The 16,295-nt window shown below is 72.4% G+C and carries 14 protein-coding genes; 6 read left to right on the forward strand and 8 right to left on the reverse strand.

Going from position 1 to position 16,295, the window contains the following annotated elements:
- Positions 1 to 10: 10 nt before the first annotated feature.
- Both AB0D34_RS01810 and AB0D34_RS01815 read right to left on the reverse strand, forming a co-directional pair.
- A complete protein-coding gene (locus AB0D34_RS01810) occupies positions 11 to 520 on the reverse strand; it encodes an SRPBCC family protein (RefSeq protein ID WP_362654918.1) in 510 nt (169 codons plus the stop codon).
- A 50-nt stretch (positions 521 to 570) separates the two neighbouring features.
- On the reverse strand, positions 571 to 1,410 hold the full coding sequence (locus tag AB0D34_RS01815; protein ID WP_362654920.1) for a DeoR/GlpR family DNA-binding transcription regulator: 840 nt from the start codon (positions 1,408 to 1,410) through the stop codon (positions 571 to 573).
- A gap of 299 nt (positions 1,411 to 1,709) precedes the next feature.
- On the opposite strand from AB0D34_RS01815, the gene AB0D34_RS01820 reads away from it, so the two are divergent.
- Positions 1,710 to 4,037 carry a hypothetical protein gene (locus AB0D34_RS01820; protein WP_362655378.1) on the forward strand — a complete coding sequence of 776 codons (2,328 nt, stop codon included), beginning with the start codon at positions 1,710 to 1,712 and terminating at the stop codon, positions 4,035 to 4,037.
- On the opposite strand, the gene AB0D34_RS01825 is transcribed toward AB0D34_RS01820, so the two are convergent.
- The 4 genes from AB0D34_RS01825 to AB0D34_RS01840 form a co-directional block, all read right to left on the reverse strand.
- Positions 4,007 to 6,442: a right-handed parallel beta-helix repeat-containing protein gene (locus AB0D34_RS01825; protein WP_362654923.1), complete on the reverse strand. Its 2,436-nt coding sequence runs from the start codon at positions 6,440 to 6,442 to the stop codon at positions 4,007 to 4,009. The two genes, AB0D34_RS01820 and AB0D34_RS01825, sit on opposite strands and share 31 nt — an antisense overlap.
- A gap of 111 nt (positions 6,443 to 6,553) precedes the next feature.
- Entirely contained in the window at positions 6,554 to 7,159 is a 606-nt protein-coding gene (locus AB0D34_RS01830) for a hypothetical protein (protein WP_362654925.1), read from the reverse strand.
- A 219-nt stretch (positions 7,160 to 7,378) separates the two neighbouring features.
- A complete protein-coding gene (locus AB0D34_RS01835) occupies positions 7,379 to 8,203 on the reverse strand; it encodes an MOSC N-terminal beta barrel domain-containing protein (protein WP_362654928.1) in 825 nt (274 codons plus the stop codon).
- Between the two features lie 40 nt (positions 8,204 to 8,243).
- Positions 8,244 to 8,684, reverse strand: coding sequence for a DUF6643 family protein (locus tag AB0D34_RS01840; RefSeq protein ID WP_362654931.1), 441 nt, complete (start codon positions 8,682 to 8,684; stop codon positions 8,244 to 8,246).
- A gap of 297 nt (positions 8,685 to 8,981) precedes the next feature.
- On the opposite strand from AB0D34_RS01840, the gene AB0D34_RS01845 reads away from it, so the two are divergent.
- Positions 8,982 to 10,169 carry a TerD family protein gene (locus AB0D34_RS01845; protein ID WP_362655381.1) on the forward strand — a complete coding sequence of 396 codons (1,188 nt, stop codon included), beginning with the start codon at positions 8,982 to 8,984 and terminating at the stop codon, positions 10,167 to 10,169.
- 4 nt (positions 10,170 to 10,173) lie between these two features.
- Here AB0D34_RS01845 and AB0D34_RS01850 read toward each other — a convergent pair whose 3' ends face one another.
- Positions 10,174 to 11,370 (reverse strand): glycosyltransferase, encoded by a 1,197-nt coding sequence (locus tag AB0D34_RS01850; protein ID WP_362655384.1) that lies wholly within the window; start codon positions 11,368 to 11,370, stop codon positions 10,174 to 10,176.
- A 39-nt stretch (positions 11,371 to 11,409) separates the two neighbouring features.
- On the opposite strand from AB0D34_RS01850, the gene AB0D34_RS01855 reads away from it, so the two are divergent.
- Together AB0D34_RS01855 and AB0D34_RS01860 are read left to right on the forward strand one after the other, a co-directional pair.
- Positions 11,410 to 12,198: an aspartate/glutamate racemase family protein gene (locus AB0D34_RS01855; protein ID WP_362654934.1), complete on the forward strand. Its 789-nt coding sequence runs from the start codon at positions 11,410 to 11,412 to the stop codon at positions 12,196 to 12,198.
- Between the two features lie 88 nt (positions 12,199 to 12,286).
- Positions 12,287 to 12,835, forward strand: coding sequence for a hypothetical protein (locus AB0D34_RS01860; RefSeq protein ID WP_362654936.1), 549 nt, complete (start codon positions 12,287 to 12,289; stop codon positions 12,833 to 12,835).
- A gap of 15 nt (positions 12,836 to 12,850) precedes the next feature.
- Here the strand turns inward: AB0D34_RS01860 and AB0D34_RS01865 are convergent, their stop codons facing one another.
- On the reverse strand, positions 12,851 to 13,876 hold the full coding sequence (locus tag AB0D34_RS01865; protein ID WP_362654939.1) for an O-antigen ligase family protein: 1,026 nt from the start codon (positions 13,874 to 13,876) through the stop codon (positions 12,851 to 12,853).
- A 243-nt stretch (positions 13,877 to 14,119) separates the two neighbouring features.
- Between AB0D34_RS01865 and lnt the strand changes: the two genes are divergently transcribed.
- Positions 14,120 to 15,733, forward strand: coding sequence for an apolipoprotein N-acyltransferase (gene lnt / locus AB0D34_RS01870; RefSeq protein ID WP_362654942.1), 1,614 nt, complete (start codon positions 14,120 to 14,122; stop codon positions 15,731 to 15,733).
- A 66-nt stretch (positions 15,734 to 15,799) separates the two neighbouring features.
- Complete coding sequence (locus AB0D34_RS01875; protein WP_362654945.1) at positions 15,800 to 16,279, forward strand: NUDIX domain-containing protein; 480 nt, start codon at positions 15,800 to 15,802, stop codon at positions 16,277 to 16,279.
- Positions 16,280 to 16,295: the final 16 nt, after the last annotated feature.

The following is a 16,295-nucleotide window of genomic DNA, read 5'->3' on the forward strand; positions in this document are numbered from 1 at the left end:
CGTCGCGTTCTCACGGGCGCTGTGGAGGGTCCGGCGTGCGTACGGGCTCCTGGTGCGCGAGCCGCCGGTCCAGCCGCTTGACCGCGTCCCGGAAAGCCCGTCCCAGGCCGGCGCGCCCGAGCTTCGCCACGAGCCGGAACGCCGCCGTGCCGTCCGCGGCGAACGTCCACCGCACGCTCGTGCCCGTCCCGGCGGGCATGAGCCGCCACTCCTCGGCGATGGCGCGGGCCCCGGGAGCGTTGGCCACGTCGACGCGGTAGGCGTACACCTCGGGGCCCTTCGCCGCGATGACCGTCTCCTGGAAGCGCCCGCCGCCCTTGAGGTGGATCTCCCGCGTGGAGCCGTCTCCGGTCGAGCGGGCCAGCGTCACCGCGGAGAACCACTCCGCCCAGCCCGGCACGTCCTCGGTGAGCGCGTGGAAGACCGCCTCCGGCGGGGCGGACATCTCCTGCGTGAACACCAGCCGTACGGGCGCGATCTCGATGAAGTCGAGCCCCACCGCGCGCAGTTGGTGAGCCATGGACACCCCCTGGGTCCGGATCAGGAGGTGTCACCCTAGCTGACGCTCAGTCAGCTGTCTGCACCCTCAACGGACTCGCCGACCTGACCGGCCAACACCAGCCGCCGCAGATGCTCGGAGATCTCCCCGCGCGCCTCGGCCGGCAACCCCGCGTCCGTCACCAGTGTGTCGACCTGCTCCAGCGAGGCGAACGAACTCAGGCCCACCGTGCCCCACTTGGTGTGGTCCGCGACCACCACGACCCGCCGCGCCGACTGCACCAGACGGCGGTTGGTCTCGGCCTCCGCGAGGTTCGGCGTCGACAGGCCGGCCTCGACCGATATCCCGTGCACCCCGAGGAAGAGGACGTCGAAGTGAAGCGCCGCGATCGCCTGGTCGGCCACCGGCCCCACCAGCGAGTCGGACGGAGTGCGCACACCACCGGTCAGCACGACCGTCGCCGCACCCTGACGGGGGCCCGTGGTGCGCTGCGCCGCGTGGAAGACGTCGGCCACCCGCACCGAGTTGGTGACGACGGTCAGATCCGGCACGTCCAGCAGATGATGCGCCAGCGCGTACGTCGTCGTACCGCCCGACAAGGCGATCGCGGTACCCGGCGCCACCAGCTCGGCCGCGGACCGCGCGATGTCCTCCTTGGCGGTCAGCTCCAGGCCCGACTTGGCCTCGAAACCCGGCTCGTGCGTGCTCGCCTCGACCACGGGGACCGCGCCGCCGTGCACCTTCTCCAGCACGCCCTGGCGGGCCAGCGCGTCGAGATCACGCCGTACGGTCATGTCCGACACGCCGAGCTTGCGGGTGAGCTCGTTGACCCGCACGCCGCCTCGGCGCCGCACCTCGTCCAGGATCAGGGCGCGCCGCTGCTCCGCGAGGAGGTTCTGATTCTCACTCACGTACGCTCCGGTCCTTTCGCCTGAGACTGTCCGACACGCCCTGCGCCACCAGCGTATTTTGCCCGTCCCTGGTGCGCGGACGTCCCATACTCGCACGGGCCGCCGCCGGTGGCGCCACCGACCGCCCCGGCGCGCTCATGCCACCGGCCCGACACCCTGGCTCCGGCTGTCACCCGGATCGGGGAGATTCCGTGACGAGAGGTGTGCGAAACGCGCCGAACGGAGATCCTGGTGCCCGCACGGACAGATGCCGACGGCGCGTCACGGGGGAAGTGCGAACAGTGGAACGTGTCCCGACCATGGGCGCGGACGGCTCGGCCGCCCGGCCCGAAGAACCCGGCACCGCCCTGGAACTCCTGGTCCACGGGGTGGGCGGCACCACGCCGGAGAAGATGCTCGACGATCCGCGCACGGTCCGGATCACCGGTGACGACATCGCGGCCGTCTTCCGACGCGCCGACGACGTGGACGCGGAGACCAGAGGGACCGGACCGCACGACGGCCGCACCGGACCGGTGCCCGAGGCCTACGTCTGGTGCAACCTCACCTCCGGCAACGGCACCCGCGCCCTGTGGCTGCTCCTGCTGCCCTTCATGGTGGTCAACCTCGCGCACTGGATGCGCCCCACCGCCCGCGGTCGCAAGAAGACCGTGCGGTTCTACGGCCTCCTCGTGCGGCTCGCCGGCCTGACCCTGACCGTTCTGCTGGTCGCCGCCGCCTGCGAGGTCGCCCTGGACCTCGCGGCCTGGCAGTGCGCGGGCACACGCGCGTGCGCCGCGTCGCACTCCTGGCTGGGCTTCCTGTCGCCCGATGTCTCGGACGACGGCTGGTGGAGCAGGCCCGGCCGCCGACTCGCCCTCGCGGCCCTGGTCCCGGCCGCGCTCACCGGCCTGCTCTGGTACCTGTCCCACCGCACGTGGAGCGCCTACGAGTCCCAGCAGCCCATGTCCCGCGAGGGCGAGCCCGAAGAGGACAACGTCCGCACCGCCCTCGGCCGCCCCGGCTTCTGGTACGGCCGCCGCCTGGTCGCCCGCCTGCGCGCCGCCCACACCGCGGCGGGACTGCTGACGATCGCCGCGGCGGTCAGCTCGACGGCGGCCCGCTTCGACCGTGCGCCGGGTGGCCCCGCACTGCTCGACACGCTCGGCCGCCTCCTGCCGGCGAGCCTCCTTGCCGCCGGTGCGGCCGTCGTCTGGGTGGTGTGCCGCCGCGGCCGCAGCGAGAAGTGCCTCGACCGGGAGCTCGACGAGCATCTCGTACGACGCCTGCCGCTCACCGCGCTCGTCCTGCTGGCCCTCGCCGCGGTGTACGCCGGGTGGGAGCGACCGGGGTGGGAGTCGCAGGGCCGGTTGTCGGGGGACGCCACCTTCGGCGGCATCGCCTTGGTCCAGGGGCTGCTCGTCATCGCCCTCGCCGTGGTCGCCCACATGCTCTACCGCACCCATCCCGACCCGCGCTCCGCGATGCGCGGCCTCGGCGGACCCGCCGTGGCGATGCTGGCCTGCGCCCTGGGCGGCGTGATGTCCGGCGGCGTGTCGCAGCGTGTGGCGGACTGGCTGGACGGCACCGGCGCGACCATCCCCGGACCGCCGGTCCTGCTGACCTGGCAGGCCTCCGTGATCCCGCTGGTCCTCCTCGTCCTGCTGGGCCACTGCGCCTGGCTGGGCCTGCGCACCTGGCGAGCCGCAAGGGCCCAACTGACCACGGTGGAGAGCGAGTACCCCGCAGAGCCCAAGGACGCGACCCGCACCCGGCGCATCGCCAGAACCCGCGCGATGGCCGCACTGACGGACCGGGGCCCCCGTCTGATCGGGGTGACCTCGGCCAGCACCCTGCTCCTCGGTGCCGGCGCCCTCGTCGGCGCCCTGACCTCCCGCAAGACCCCGGGCAAGGCCGCCGAGGGGTCGTACCCCTTCGTCGAGAGCGCCGCGGAGACCGCGCAGGCGCTCGGGTCCTGGCTGATCGGCCTGGGCTTCATCCTGTTCGTCACCTGGGGCAGGCGCGCCTACAAGGACCCCTCCGCCCGCCGCACCATCGGCATCCTCTGGGACGTCGGCACCTTCTGGCCGCGCGCCGCCCACCCCTTCGCCCCGCCCTGCTACGCCGAACGCGCCGTACCGGACCTGACCTGGCGGATCGGGACGTGGACCCGGGCCACGCAGGGCAGGCTGGTCATCTCCGGGCACTCCCAGGGCAGCGTGCTCGCGGCCGCCGCGGCCTGGCAACTGGAGCCGTCGGTCCGCAAGCGGGTCGCCCTGCTGACCTACGGCTCCCCGCTGGAGCGCCTCTACGGCCGCTGGTTCCCGGCCCACTTCGGCCCGGTCGCCCTCACCGCGCTGCACCACGACGTGGACTGCTGGCGCAACCTCCACCGGCTCACCGACCCGATCGGCGGCCCGGTGCGGCTGCCCGGCGACTGCGGACCCGAGGTGGACCGGGAACCCCTGAAGGACCCGCTCGCCTACGGCCGCACCGACCTTCACCCGCTGCCCGCGCCGATCCTCGGCCACTCCGACTACCAGGCCGACCCGGTCTTCGCCGAGGAGCGGGCGAGACTGCTGGGCCGACTCCAGCCGGACGTACCCGGCCAGCGGTCTCAGGACGACCCGGGCAGGTCCTCGGCGTAGAGCAGCGTCAGATCGTCCTTGGTCGGGTCGTCCACCTGGGCGACCCGGCTCGCGTGCTTCTCCACCATCGCCTCGAAGGTCTGGCGCGCGGTACGGCCGTTGCCGAAGGCGGGTCCCTTCGGCAGCACCGTGAAGTACTGCAGCAGGGCCTCCGGGGCGCCCGGAGCCAGCCGGTACTCGTGCTCCTCGGCCTGCTGCTCCACGATGCTGAGCAGTTCCTCGGGGTCGTAGTCGCTGAAGGTGATGGTCCGTGAGAAACGGGACGCCACACCCGGGTTGACCGACAGGAACCGCTCCATCTCGGCCGTGTATCCGGCGACGATCACCACGACCGCGTCCCGGTGGTCCTCCATCAGCTTCACCAGCGTGTCGATGGCCTCCTTGCCGAAGTCCCGGCCCGAGTCCTCCGGTGACAGTGCGTACGCCTCGTCGATGAACAGCACACCGCCGCGCGCCTTGTCGAAGGCCTCCTGGGTGCGGATCGCGGTGGAGCCGATGTGCTCGCCGACCAGGTCGACACGGGACACCTCGACGAGATGGCCCTTCTCCAGGACACCGAGGGAGGCGAGGATCTCGCCGTAGAGCCGGGCGACCGTGGTCTTGCCGGTGCCGGGGGAACCCGTGAAGACCAGATGCCGTTTGACGGACGCGGCCTTGAGGCCCGCCTGCTGGCGGCGCCGGCCCACCTCGATCATGTCGGTGAGCGCCCGCACCTCGCGCTTGACGCTGTCCAGACCCACCAGCGCGTCGAGCTCGCCCAGGACGTCCTTCGAGGTGCGCGAGGGCTTCTCCGGCTCGGCCGGTGCGACCAGCGGCTCCTGCTCGGTGATCCGCTGCCCCGGGATCGCGCCCAGCAGGCCGGGCGAGCGGGATTCGGTCTGTACGGCCGTCTCGCGGGCCGCGGGCGGGGTGAGGCCGCCGCTCTCGTCGCTCGTGCAGTCCTCGACGACGGGGCCCGATCCGGCCGCCGAGTCCGGGGCGTCCGCGAACTCGTAGCCCCCGCGCGCGCAGCGCTCCGTGCGGCACTTCCTGAGCGTCGAACGGGAGCCGTCTATGACGTGGAAGCCGTAGCCGCCGCTGCCCGTCACCCGGCAGTTCAGGAAGCTGCCACGGCCGCCCGCCGACACATAGAAGCCCGCCTCCGCAGGGGAGTCGACGGTGCAGCGCTCGATCGTCGGGTCGGCTCCCTTGGTGACGATCACGCCGGTCTGGGTGCCGTCCACCGTGCAGCTGTTCAGGGTGCCGCCGCTGCCGTGGTCGCGGAACCAGGCGCCGGTCGCCGCGTCCCGGATCCGGCAGTCGTCGAGCTGGGCGGTCGCCCCGTCGCTCACCGACACGGCCGTGTTGCGCACCTGGGAGATGTCACTGTCGACGACGTCCGCGCGGGAACCGCGGTCCAGGACGAACAGGGCGTCCGGCACGTCGTGCACCCGGCAGGAGTCCAGTACGGCGGTGGCGCCGTCGCTGACCCAGACAGCCGGGTAGTCGCCGGTGCTGTCGAAGATCTCGCACTGGTTGGCGTCCACACGCGTGCCCGGGTCCCACACCGACAGGCCGTTGCGCCCGAACTGACGGACCGTCGTGCGGGTCAGCGTGAGCACCGACCGCGAGCGCAGGTCGACCGCGTTCTCCGGGATGTCGTGGATACGGCAGTCGGCCAGGGTCAGCACCGCGTCGGTGTCGAGGGTGACGCCGTCGGCGGTGGTGCGGTGCACATCGCAGTCGGTGAGGTGTGCGGTGGCCCGGCCGGTGATCTGCACGCCGCTGCCGCGCACCTCGTAGACCTCGCAACCCACGGCCTCCAGAGCGGAGTTCTCGCCGGTCACCGCAAGGCCCGCGCCCGAGGTGTGGTGGATCCGGGAGCGCTCCAGACGGGGGTGGGCGCCGCCGCGCACCGAGACGCCGGACTGGCCGGCCGCCACGATCTCGCACTCCTCGAACACCCCGCCCGCGCCGTCCAGTACGGCGATGCCGACGCCGGCCGGGTTGTCGACGGTGCAGCGCCGTACGGTCGGGCGCGCCCCGCCGCGCACCTCGATCCCGGCCGCGGAGCGGGTGATGACCCTTATGTCGGCGAGCTCCGGTGTGCCCTCCTCGACGAGCAGGGCGGGCGCGGCCGCGTCCTGGCCCTCCACGTGCAGATCCTGGACCACCGCCGAGGCACGCACCGTCAACGGCACCCCGTCCACCGGCGCGATGCGCACGGAGCCGGGCGAACCCTCCGGGCCACGGAGGGTCACCGCGCGCTGCACGATGAGGTTCTCCCGGTAGGTGCCGGGAGCGACGGTGAGGACGTCGCCGTCGGCCGCGGCCTCCAGGGCGGCGGCGAGCGACGCGTACTCACCCGTGCGGCGCCGCCACCGCGATGTACCGGTGTGCGTCACCTGGACCGTGCCCTGTGCCATGGCGCTGCCGTGCTCCCACCTCGTAGTACGCGGGTTTGTGCTGCCGAAGGACTTCGGCCGGTCCACCGTAGCGTGCGCGCGGGTGGTGGGTTGACCAGAGCCGTAAGGCCGTCAACTGCCGGTGCCGGTGCGGCCCCAGTCCGGGCCCGCGCGCTCCCAGGCCTGGTCCCAACGGGCGTACCGGTGACGGACCATGCGCCATACCGCGAGCCGCCTGCCGCCCTCGATCAGGCCCGTGGTCAACAGGGCCGCGCCTATGCCCGCGAGAACGGCGTGGGTGGTGGCGGTGGCTGAGTCCAGCGGCCGGGCCACTATCCGCCCGTGGAGGTCCGTCCACAGGCTGAAGTGGTCGCCGCGGTGCGGGGTCTGGAGTTCGGCCATCACCTTGCCCTCGTGCGTGGTGCCGTCCGGCGCGGTCCAGTCGGCCAGCACCCGGCTGCGCAGCTCCCGCCCCGTGGAGGTCTCGGGGTCGGCGTCCAGCGGGGAGCGGTCCAGCTTTCGGATCACCGTGGCCGTGACCAGTTGGCGGGACTCGCGCTGCTCCTGGACGGACCGCTGCAGCGCGTCCTGCGCCACGCCGCCGATGACGGCGCCGACCACCGGTCCGACGACCAGGATGAGCAGCAGGGCCGCCAAACCCACCCAGGCCTCGGCCAGGTCGGTCCCGCGGCGCAGCGGGTTGCGCCGCCACCGCCAGAGTCCGCTGATCGCTCGCACGCCCGCACCCCCTTCCCGCTCCGTGATAACCCCCGGTGGAGTCGTTCACGTCCGGGACCGGCCGAAGAGAGAGCGAAATCACCTGCGGCCGGGTCCTCTCATGAACTCCTCATGAAAGCCCCAACGCGCGGGCCCCCGGGCCGGGTTCCCGTCGGCCGGGCTCGGGTGGATCTTTGACGGAACCTGTCCACGGCCCCCCCCGGCCGACCACCCGGTGGCCTATTCGAGAATCCCGACCGGATCACCGACCCGGATCGTGCCGCGGGACTCGGGCACCAGGTTCTGCCCGAAGACCAGCTTGCTGCCGAAGCGGCGGTGGCGGCCGAGGGTGTGCAGGGGCTCCTTGCCGCGGACGGCGCTGGCCTGGTCGGTCGTGGTGACCACGCACCGCCCGCACATCTTGGCCACCCGGAAGGTGACGTCACCGATCGCGATCCGCGACCAGTCGTCCTCGGCCCAGGCGTCGGTGCCGCTCACCACGACGTTCGGCCGGAAACGGTTCATGGGCAGGGGACCGTCGGACGCGTGCCGGCCTTCGGAGATCAGGGAGTTGAGGGCGTCGAGGGAGGCCGTGGAGGCGAGCAGGAGCGGGAATCCGTCGGCGAAGGTGACGGTCTCGCCCGGCAGCGCGTACTCGGGGTCGACCGGGCGGCGGGTGGCCGGGTCGTCCAGGTGGACGAGGCGGGTCGGAACGCCGAGGTAGTCGCTGCACCAGGCGTGCGCGGCCGCGTCGGTGGCGGGCACCCCCTCGACCTTCTCTCCGAAGAGCTCCAGCGTGATGGTCTCGGCCGGCTCGGGGACGGGCACCGCCAGCGGTTCCAGACCGGGCGCGGCCAGCAGAACGCCGCCGGGCATCAGCTCGGCGGCGGCCAGCGCCAGGCGCGGCTGCTGTCGTTGTGTGACGACCTTTCCCCCGTCGTCGACCAGCGCCCAGCGCCGGTCTCCGGCCAGCCCCCAGGGCTCCACCTCGGCCTCCCGGAGCCCGAGAGCCCGGAACGCCTTGACCGGATGGACGTGAATCGACTGCAGCTGCGCATTCCCCATGAGGCCATCGTGCCAGGTGGCACCGACAGCCCGGGGGGAATCAGTACCCGCGGTACTGCTGGTTGTTGTACGGGTCCTGGTAAGGAGCCGCCGGAGCGGGCCGGGGAGCCGCGGGGCGCATCGCCTCGTAGCCCGTGCCCATTCCCGTTCCGGGAGCCGCCGGACGCGGCTGCTGCTGCGGTCCGGGATAACCGCGCGGTGCGGCGGCCTGCTGCGGGATGTACGCCGCGGGCGCCTGCTGCAGCGGAGAGGGCTGCTGCGCCTGCGGATAGCCGTAGGAGGGCTGGGAGGGTCCCGCTGGAAGGGCGGGCAGTGCGGACGGCAGCGCGGGCAGGTTGCTCACCGGCATGTCGTACGCGGCGGGGACCCGGATCGGGGCGATCTGCGGGGTGCCCCGCTCGGCCACGAGCTTGTCGTAGATCGGAGTGTCCGGGAAGGCGGAGTAGTAGCCGCCGCCGTACGTGGAGCGGGGGGAGGTCATGGCACATAAGTTAAGCCCACGATGTGCTGGTTGGGGAGACCGATAAGAGGGTTGTTTTCCGTGTCGGCCGTGACGTGGGATCCCCAATGCGAGCGAACTCGGCAAAATAGGACGCAAATCCATGTCCGAGTCGTGTAAAGGCCGAGTTCCCGGCGGGTTACCGACGGTTGACCGGCGATCTCTCCGTACAGCGGGATGGGAGTTCGCTGTCCCTGGGGAATAGGTTGAGCGGGTAGAACACGAAGGACCGCCGGGCGCGTCCTGGCCTGCCGACATGTGATGGAGGCGGACATGTCAATGTCGAAAGGGTCGAACGCGCCGGTGCCCACGACCGCACTGCGCGTCGAATTGGGCTGGCGTTCCGGACCGGGCGTCCCCGACGCGGATGCCTCGGCCCTGCTGCTCGTCGGCGGAAAGGTGCGTTCCGACGCCGACTTCGTCTTCTACAACCAGCCCGCGCACTCCTCGGGAGCGGTCCGTCACGAGGGCAAGCGCACCGACGGCGGCCGGGTGACCGACACACTGCTCGTCGACCTCGCGCGCGTGGAGCCGTCGGTCGAGACCGTCGTACTCGCCGCTTCCGCGGACGGCGGGACCTTCGCCGGGATCCCGGGCCTCTACATCGAGGTCCGGGACGCCGCTCAGGGAACCGTGGCCGCGCGGTTCGACAGCGAGGGCGCCACCGTGGAAACCGCTTTCGTACTCGGGGAGTTCTACCGTCGTCAGGGCGCCTGGAAGTTCCGCGCCGTCGGCCAGGGATACGACAGCGGACTGGAAGGTCTCGCCACGGACTTCGGCATCACCGTGGACGAGCCCCAGCAGGCGGCCCCCGCCGCCGCGCCCCCGGTCCCTCTGACCAAGGTGACGCTCACCAAGTCCGCGCCCTCGGTCTCCCTCACCAAACAGGGCGGCACCTCGGGCACGATGCGTGTGAACCTCAACTGGCAGGTGCGCAAACAGTTCTCGGGATGGGCCGGCAAGCGCGGCCGAGCGGTGGCCATGCACGCGGACCTCGACCTCGACCTGTGCGCCCTGTACGAGCTCGCCGACGGCCGCAAGGGGGTCGTACAGGCGCTGGGCAACGCCTATGGAGCCCTGCACCAGCCGCCCTACATCCACCTTGACGGCGACGACCGCACCGGTGCGGTCGCGAGCGGCGAGAACCTCACCGTGAACCTCGACCACAGGCGGGACCTCCGGCGCGTCCTCGTCTTCGTGACCATCTACGAGGGCGCACGCTCCTTCGCCGACCTGCACGCCATGGTCACGCTCCAGCCGCAGCACGGCGCACCGATCGAGTTCGCCCTGGACGAGTGCACGGTGCCCTCCACGGTCTGTGCGCTGGCCCTGATCACCAACACCGGAGACGACCTGGTCGTCCAGCGCGAGGCCCGCTATCTGGTGCCCGACCGCGGAGTGAGCCCCCAGCGGACGGTGGACCACGCCTATGGCTGGGGCATGAACTGGACACCAGGCAGGAAGTGAGACCTCAGCTCTCCTCGCCGGCGACCGCGTCCGGGCGCGTGTAGGTGCGGCCCTTCCAGGCCGCCCCGCGCCCCCTGTAGTGCTGCACCGCCGAGTCGACCGTCATGAGGAGATAGAGGAACGCGGTGAACGGCAGCAGGGGAGCGAGCCACAGCGGCTGCCGGTAGTAGCGGAGCATGGGGACGTACGTCCCCGTCATGACCAGCCACGCGAGAGCGCCGAGTACCGCGGTCGTCGTGCTCCCTGTGGCCGCGCCCGCGACGACGGCGACCGGCGGCACCAGATAGACCAGCGCGAGGCCGGCCACCGTGCCGAACAGCACCAGGGGGTTGTGGCGGAGCTGGGCATACGCGCTGCGGGACACCATCCGCCACAGGTCGTGCAGCCGGGGATAGGGGCGCACACTGTCCACCCGCTCGGCGAGGCCCAGCCAGATGTGGCCGCCCCCGCTCTTGACGGCCCGCGCGAGGGCCACGTCGTCGATGACGGCCTGCCGGATGGCGTCCGGGATCCGCGCCCGCTCGGCGGTCTCGGCGCGCAGCAGGACACAGCCGCCCGCCGCGGCCGCCGTCCGTGCGCCTTTCCTGCCGATCCGGCGGAACGGGTACAGCTGCGCGAAGAAGTAGACGAACGCCGGCACGACGAGCCGCTCCCACAGGCTCTCCACCCGCAGCCGGGCCATCAGCGAAACCACGTCGAAGCCACCGGAGTGCGCGGCGGCGACCAGTCGCCGCAGGCTGTCCGGCGCATGGGCGATGTCGGCGTCCGTGAGAAGCAGGTACTCGGGGCCACGCGCGCGTGCCAGGCCGATGCCGTGGCGCACGGCCCACAGCTTGCCCGTCCATCCCGCGGGCGGCTCACCGGGCGAGGACACGGTCAGCGGCAGTCCGCCGTGCCGGCCCGCCAGTTCCCGTGCCAGCTCCCCGGTGCCGTCCGCACTGCCGTCGTCGACGAGAAAGACCTCCGCCCGCCCCGGATACTCCTGTGCCAGCAGGGAGGGAAGGCTCTCGGGCAGCACCTCGGCCTCGTCGCGGGCCGGGACCACGACAGCCACGGACGGCCAGGCCGCCGGATCCCGCTCCGGCGGGAGCCGCACATCGGTGCGCCAGAAGAAGCCCTGACACAGCAGCAGCCACAGCCAGGCGGCGAGGGATACGGCGGCGGTCCACGCGATGGCGCTCACGCGCGCAGTCTGCCCCACGGGACCGGCGCTCAAGGGCTCATCGTCTATCGTGGCCGGGTGAAGATCGCGCTCTTGGACTCCGGAATCGGTCTGCTGGCGGCCACCGCCGCGGTACGGCGACTGCGCCCCGACGCCGACCTGGTGCTCTCCCTCGACCCCGACGGCATGCCCTGGGGTCCCCGGACGCCGGACGACATCATCGGGCGTGCTCTCACCCTCGCCGAGGCCGCCGCCGCCCACGGTCCCGAGGCGCTGATCATCGGCTGCAACACCGCCACCGTGCACGCCCTGACCGCCCTGCGCGCCCGCCTCGAACCGGACCTTCCGGTCATCGGCACCGTCCCCGCGATCAAGCCCGCCGCGGCCGGCGGCGGCCCCTTCGCCATCTGGGCCACCCCCGCCACCACCGGCAGCCCCTACCAGCGCGGCCTCCTCGACGAGTTCGCCGACGGCGTGCCGGCCACCGAGGTGCCCTGCCACGGTCTCGCCGAGGCGGTGGAGCACGCGGACGAGGCCGCGATCGACGCCGCCGTCGCCGCGGCTGCCGCCCTGACCCCCGACGACGTGACCACCGTCGTCCTCGGCTGCACCCACTACGAACTGGTCGCCGACCGCATCCGCGCCGCCGTACAGCGCCCCGGCCGCCCGCCGCTCGTCCTGCACGGCTCCGCCCGAGCGGTCGCCGCCCAGACGCTGCGTCGGATCGGCGAGCAGCCCGCGCGCGAGGCCGCAGCCACCGGCACCCTCACGGTGCTGCTCAGCGGACGCGAGGGCAGCGCGTTGCCCGCGCCAGCCCTGGCCTACGCGGAGGGCCGGCTCCTGCGGACGGCCACACCGGCCCGCTGACCGCCGCGAGCGGCCGGAAAGCCCACCCGGAGCAGTCACTCTCCGCGACGACCTACCCGCGCGGCGAAACCTGAGTAACCTCGTAGGTATGAGGGACCACCCCCACGGCGAGCAGACCTCGCACCACACCGACGTCTGGACCGGTCGCGCCTCCAACCGGATCCAGTGGCTGCTGGCGCTCGGCGGCGCCGCGATCGTGGCGCTCGGCATCGAGCTCGCCGTCGACTCGGCGTGGACTTCCGGCATCGCCCCGCTCGTGATGTCCGTGGTCGGCTGCATCGCCGCCGGCCTGCTGGTCCTCTTCCTCACGCTCGCCTTCGTCCATGTCGCCCTCAGGGTCGACATGGAGTGCCTGGAGGTGCGCTGCGGCCACATCGGCGTGCCGCGCCGCCGGATCCCGCTGGCGCACGTCGCCGGTGCCGAGTTCGCTCCCCACGTGAACCCGCGCCAGTGGGGCGGCTGGGGCTATCGGTGGCGCCCCGAGAAGGGCACCGCGGTAGTCGTACGCCGTGGTGAGGGTGTGGTCCTCCAGCTGTGGGACGGGCATACGTTCACGATCACCGTGGACGACGCGGAGGCGGCCGTACGCATCATCAGGGACCGTCTGCGGCCCGGTGCTCCGGGCCCGCGGCACTGAGACCGGCACGTTCGGTCACCTCGCGGACGGATCGTCGACGATCGGGTGAGCCGTCGCCAGGCCCGCCAGGAGCCCCGCGCCCACCGAGACCATCGTGAAGCTCAGCGCGTTGCCGACCGCCGCGATCCCCGCGAGCGCCGTCAGGGCCGCGCCCGCGGTCAGGACCACCGGCGTGGGACGCGGTGAGCGCCACAGCGCGTACAGCAGCCAGCCGAAGGCCGCCGCCAGCAGGACCACCCCGACCAGCCCCTGCTCCGCGGCGAGCTGCAGCGGCGCCGAATGCGGCTTGCCGTCGGGCAGCAGCAACTCGGCGGCCGTCTTGCTGAGCTCCCCGAAACGCCCCGGGCCCACGCCGAGGGCGGTGTCCTCGCGGGCCAGGCGCAGGGCGTCGTGCCACAGTTCGATGCGGTGCGCGGTGAGCTGACCGCGCAGGGACGCGGCGAGTCCTTCCGGTACGGCGCTCCCGGCCACCGCCCAGACCAGGCCGGTCACCGCGGTCGCGGCGAGAGCGAGCCCCGCGAGGCCCGGACCGCGGTGGCTCATCCGGCTCGCGGCGAGCGAGCACAACAGCACCGCGGTGCAGGTCACCAGCCCGGAGACCGAGCCCAGGGCGGCTGCGGCCACCGCGATTCCGGCGGCCAGCACCCGCAGGAGGAGCCGCAGGGCGGTCGACCGGGTGGACCAGGCGGCACAGCACGCCGCGCCGGTGGCGAGCGTCAGCAGGGCGGCCGTGGCGCCCGCGTGGCCGAGCGGTGCGACGATCTCGGGGCCCGGCGCGAGATGAGGGAGCCCCACCGTCAGGCCCAGGCCGGTCAGCGCGGCGGCACAGGGTGCGGCGACCGGCAGCAGGGCCCCCGAGATCCGTCCCGCGGAATACCCCGCGGCGACGGCCAGCAGGGCGAGGAGGACGCCCTCCGGACGGCCGTCGTGCGCGGCCGCCGTGATCAGCGACCAGGTGGCACAGGCGCCGAGCACCAGCACGCCCACCGCGTCCGAAACGTTTCGTCTGTCGCCGTCCTCGTCCCGACCGGCCACAGACATCATCCCCGTGGAACCCACCCCGCCCCCCGAACCCCGGTCCCCCGACCTGTGGCCCCCGCCGCCCGGATTGCTACCGGCCCGTACGAAAGGGACTCCGGCACACCGTAACGGCTGATGGTCGATTTGTGGACGAGTTGCGCCGGGTTGCCCGGCCATGCCGCTGCTCACATGCCCGGGCCGGCGCCGTGGTCACCACACGGACCGCGCTGTCGACGCCGAGGTCAACCGCCGTACACTCCCGGAGTGACCGTCACCGCAACCTCCGTGGACGAGTCGGACCAGCTGGAACCGCAGTCCGCGCCCGCCTCCCGCTGGGCCGCCCGGCTCCGCCGTCTCGTCCCGGCCGCCGCCGCGGCGCTCTCCGGAGTGCTGCTCTACGTCAGTTTCCCGCCGCGCACCCTGTGGTGGCTGGCCCTGCCCGCCTTCGCCGTCTTCGGCTGGGTGCTGCGGGGCCGCGGCTGGAAGGCGGCCTTCGGTCTCGGCTATCTCTTCGGCCTGGGCTTCCTGCTGCCGCTCCTGGTGTGGACCGGCGTCGAGGTCGGACCCGTCCCGTGGATCGCCCTGGTGGCGATCGAGGCGATCTTCATCGCACTGGTCGGCGTGGGCGTCGCCGCCGTCTCGAAGCTGCCCGGCTCGCCGGTGTGGGCCGCCGCGGTGTGGATCGCCGGAGAGGCGGCACGCGCGCGTGCGCCGTTCAACGGTTTCCCCTGGGGCAAGATCGCGTTCGGCCAGGCGGACGGCGTCTTCCTGCCGCTCGCCGCGGTGGGCGGCACGCCTGTGCTGGGCTTCGCCGTCGTCCTGTGCGGCTTCGGCCTGTACGACATCGTGCGGCTGGTCGTGGAACGGCGGGGGACCGGTGCCGTACGGCGTCCGGCCGCCGCCGTGGCCCTGCTGAGCGTGACCGTGCCGGTGACCGGGGCGCTCGCCGCCCGGACGCTGGTCAGCGACAAGGCCGAGGACGGCACCGTGACCGTAGCGGCCATCCAGGGCAACGTGCCCCGCGCGGGCCTGGAGTTCAACGCCCAGCGGCGGGCCGTGCTGGACTACCACGCGCGCGAGACCGAGCGGCTGGCCGCCGAGGTCAAGGCCGGCAAGGTCGAGAAGCCCGACATCGTGTTGTGGCCCGAGAACTCCTCCGACGTCGACCCGTTCGCCAACGCTGACGCGGCCGCCGTCATCGACCGGGCGGCCAAGGCGATCGACGCGCCCATCTCGGTCGGCGGCGTCGTCGAGCGGGGCGGAAAGCTCTACAACGAGCAGATCCTGTGGGACCCGGTGAAGGGGCCCACCGACACCTACGACAAGCGGCAGATCCAGCCGTTCGGCGAGTACCTCCCGCTGCGGGGGCTCGTCGGCGCGATCAACAAGAACTGGACCTCCATGGTCCACCAGGACTTCAGCCGGGGCACCAAGCCGGGCGTCTTCCAGATGGCCAACGCCAAGGTCGGCCTGGTCACCTGCTACGAGGCCGCCTTCGACTGGGCCGTGCGCTCCGAGGTCACCGACGGCGCGCAGTTGATCTCGGTGCCCAGCAACAACGCGACCTTCGACCGCAGCGAGATGACCTACCAGCAGCTCGCCATGTCCCGCGTCCGCGCGGTGGAGCACAGCCGGACCGTCACCGTGCCGGTGACCAGCGGGGTCAGCGCGATCATCATGCCGGACGGGAGGATCACCCAGAAGACCGGCATGTTCGTGCCGGCCTCGCTGGTGCAGAAGGTGCCGCTGCGCTCGACGGAGACCCCGGCCACCCGGCTCGGCATCCTGCCCGAGACGGCCCTGGTGCTGATCGCGGCCGGCGGGCTCGGCTGGGCGATCGGCTCGGGAGTGCGCAGGCGTCGGGCCGAAGGCGCGTAGGCGTACGTCGGTCGTACGTACCGAAAAGATCACTGGAGCCATGAGGGCGGCCGTTAGGGTCGGGGCATGGCTACTCCTGACTTCATCCGCACCCTGCGGGCTTCCATCGGTCACGACCTCCTCTGGCTCCCCGGCGTCAGCGCCATCGTCTTCGACGACGAGAACAGAGTGCTGCTCAACCGCCGTTCGGACACGGGCAAGTGGTCGCTGCTCGGCGGCATCCCGGAGCCGGGGGAGCAGCCCGCGGCCTGTGCCGTGCGCGAGGTCGAGGAGGAGACGGGCGTGCACTGTGTCGTCGAGCGGGTCGTCATTGTCCAGGCGCTCGAGCCCGTGACCTACCCCAACGGCGACATCTGCCAGTACATGGACATCTCGTTCCGCTGCCGGGCCGTCGGCGGCGAGGCGCGGGTGAACGACGACGAGTCCCTTGAGGTGGGGTGGTTCGCGGTGGACGCCCTGCCCGAGCTGAACGAGTTCGGGATGCTGCGGATCAAGCAGGCACTGATAGACGGACCCACATGGTTCGACCCCACGAGTTTCGAGTGAAGTATGGGGTGTGACC

The sequence above is a fragment of the Streptomyces sp. NPDC048420 genome, from assembly GCF_040651535.1.
In the GTDB taxonomy this organism is placed as follows: Bacteria; Actinomycetota; Actinomycetes; order Streptomycetales; family Streptomycetaceae; genus Streptomyces.

What these genes read in the sequence shown, in the direction of transcription:
- AB0D34_RS01810 (WP_362654918.1), bottom strand. Translation starts at nt 520, where the DNA reads ATGGCTCACCAACTGCGCGCGGTGGGGCTCGACTTCATCGAGATCGCG.
- AB0D34_RS01820 (WP_362655378.1), top strand. Translation starts at nt 1,710, where the DNA reads ATGGGCGCGGACGGCTCGGCCGCCCGGCCCGAAGAACCCGGCACCGCC.
- AB0D34_RS01825 (WP_362654923.1), bottom strand. Translation starts at nt 6,442, where the DNA reads ATGGCACAGGGCACGGTCCAGGTGACGCACACCGGTACATCGCGGTGG.
- AB0D34_RS01835 (WP_362654928.1), bottom strand. Translation starts at nt 8,203, where the DNA reads ATGGGGAATGCGCAGCTGCAGTCGATTCACGTCCATCCGGTCAAGGCG.
- AB0D34_RS01840 (WP_362654931.1), bottom strand. Translation starts at nt 8,684, where the DNA reads ATGACCTCCCCCCGCTCCACGTACGGCGGCGGCTACTACTCCGCCTTC.
- AB0D34_RS01845 (WP_362655381.1), top strand. Translation starts at nt 8,982, where the DNA reads ATGTCGAAAGGGTCGAACGCGCCGGTGCCCACGACCGCACTGCGCGTC.
- AB0D34_RS01860 (WP_362654936.1), top strand. Translation starts at nt 12,287, where the DNA reads ATGAGGGACCACCCCCACGGCGAGCAGACCTCGCACCACACCGACGTC.
- AB0D34_RS01865 (WP_362654939.1), bottom strand. Translation starts at nt 13,876, where the DNA reads ATGTCTGTGGCCGGTCGGGACGAGGACGGCGACAGACGAAACGTTTCG.
- AB0D34_RS01875 (WP_362654945.1), top strand. Translation starts at nt 15,800, where the DNA reads ATGGCTACTCCTGACTTCATCCGCACCCTGCGGGCTTCCATCGGTCAC.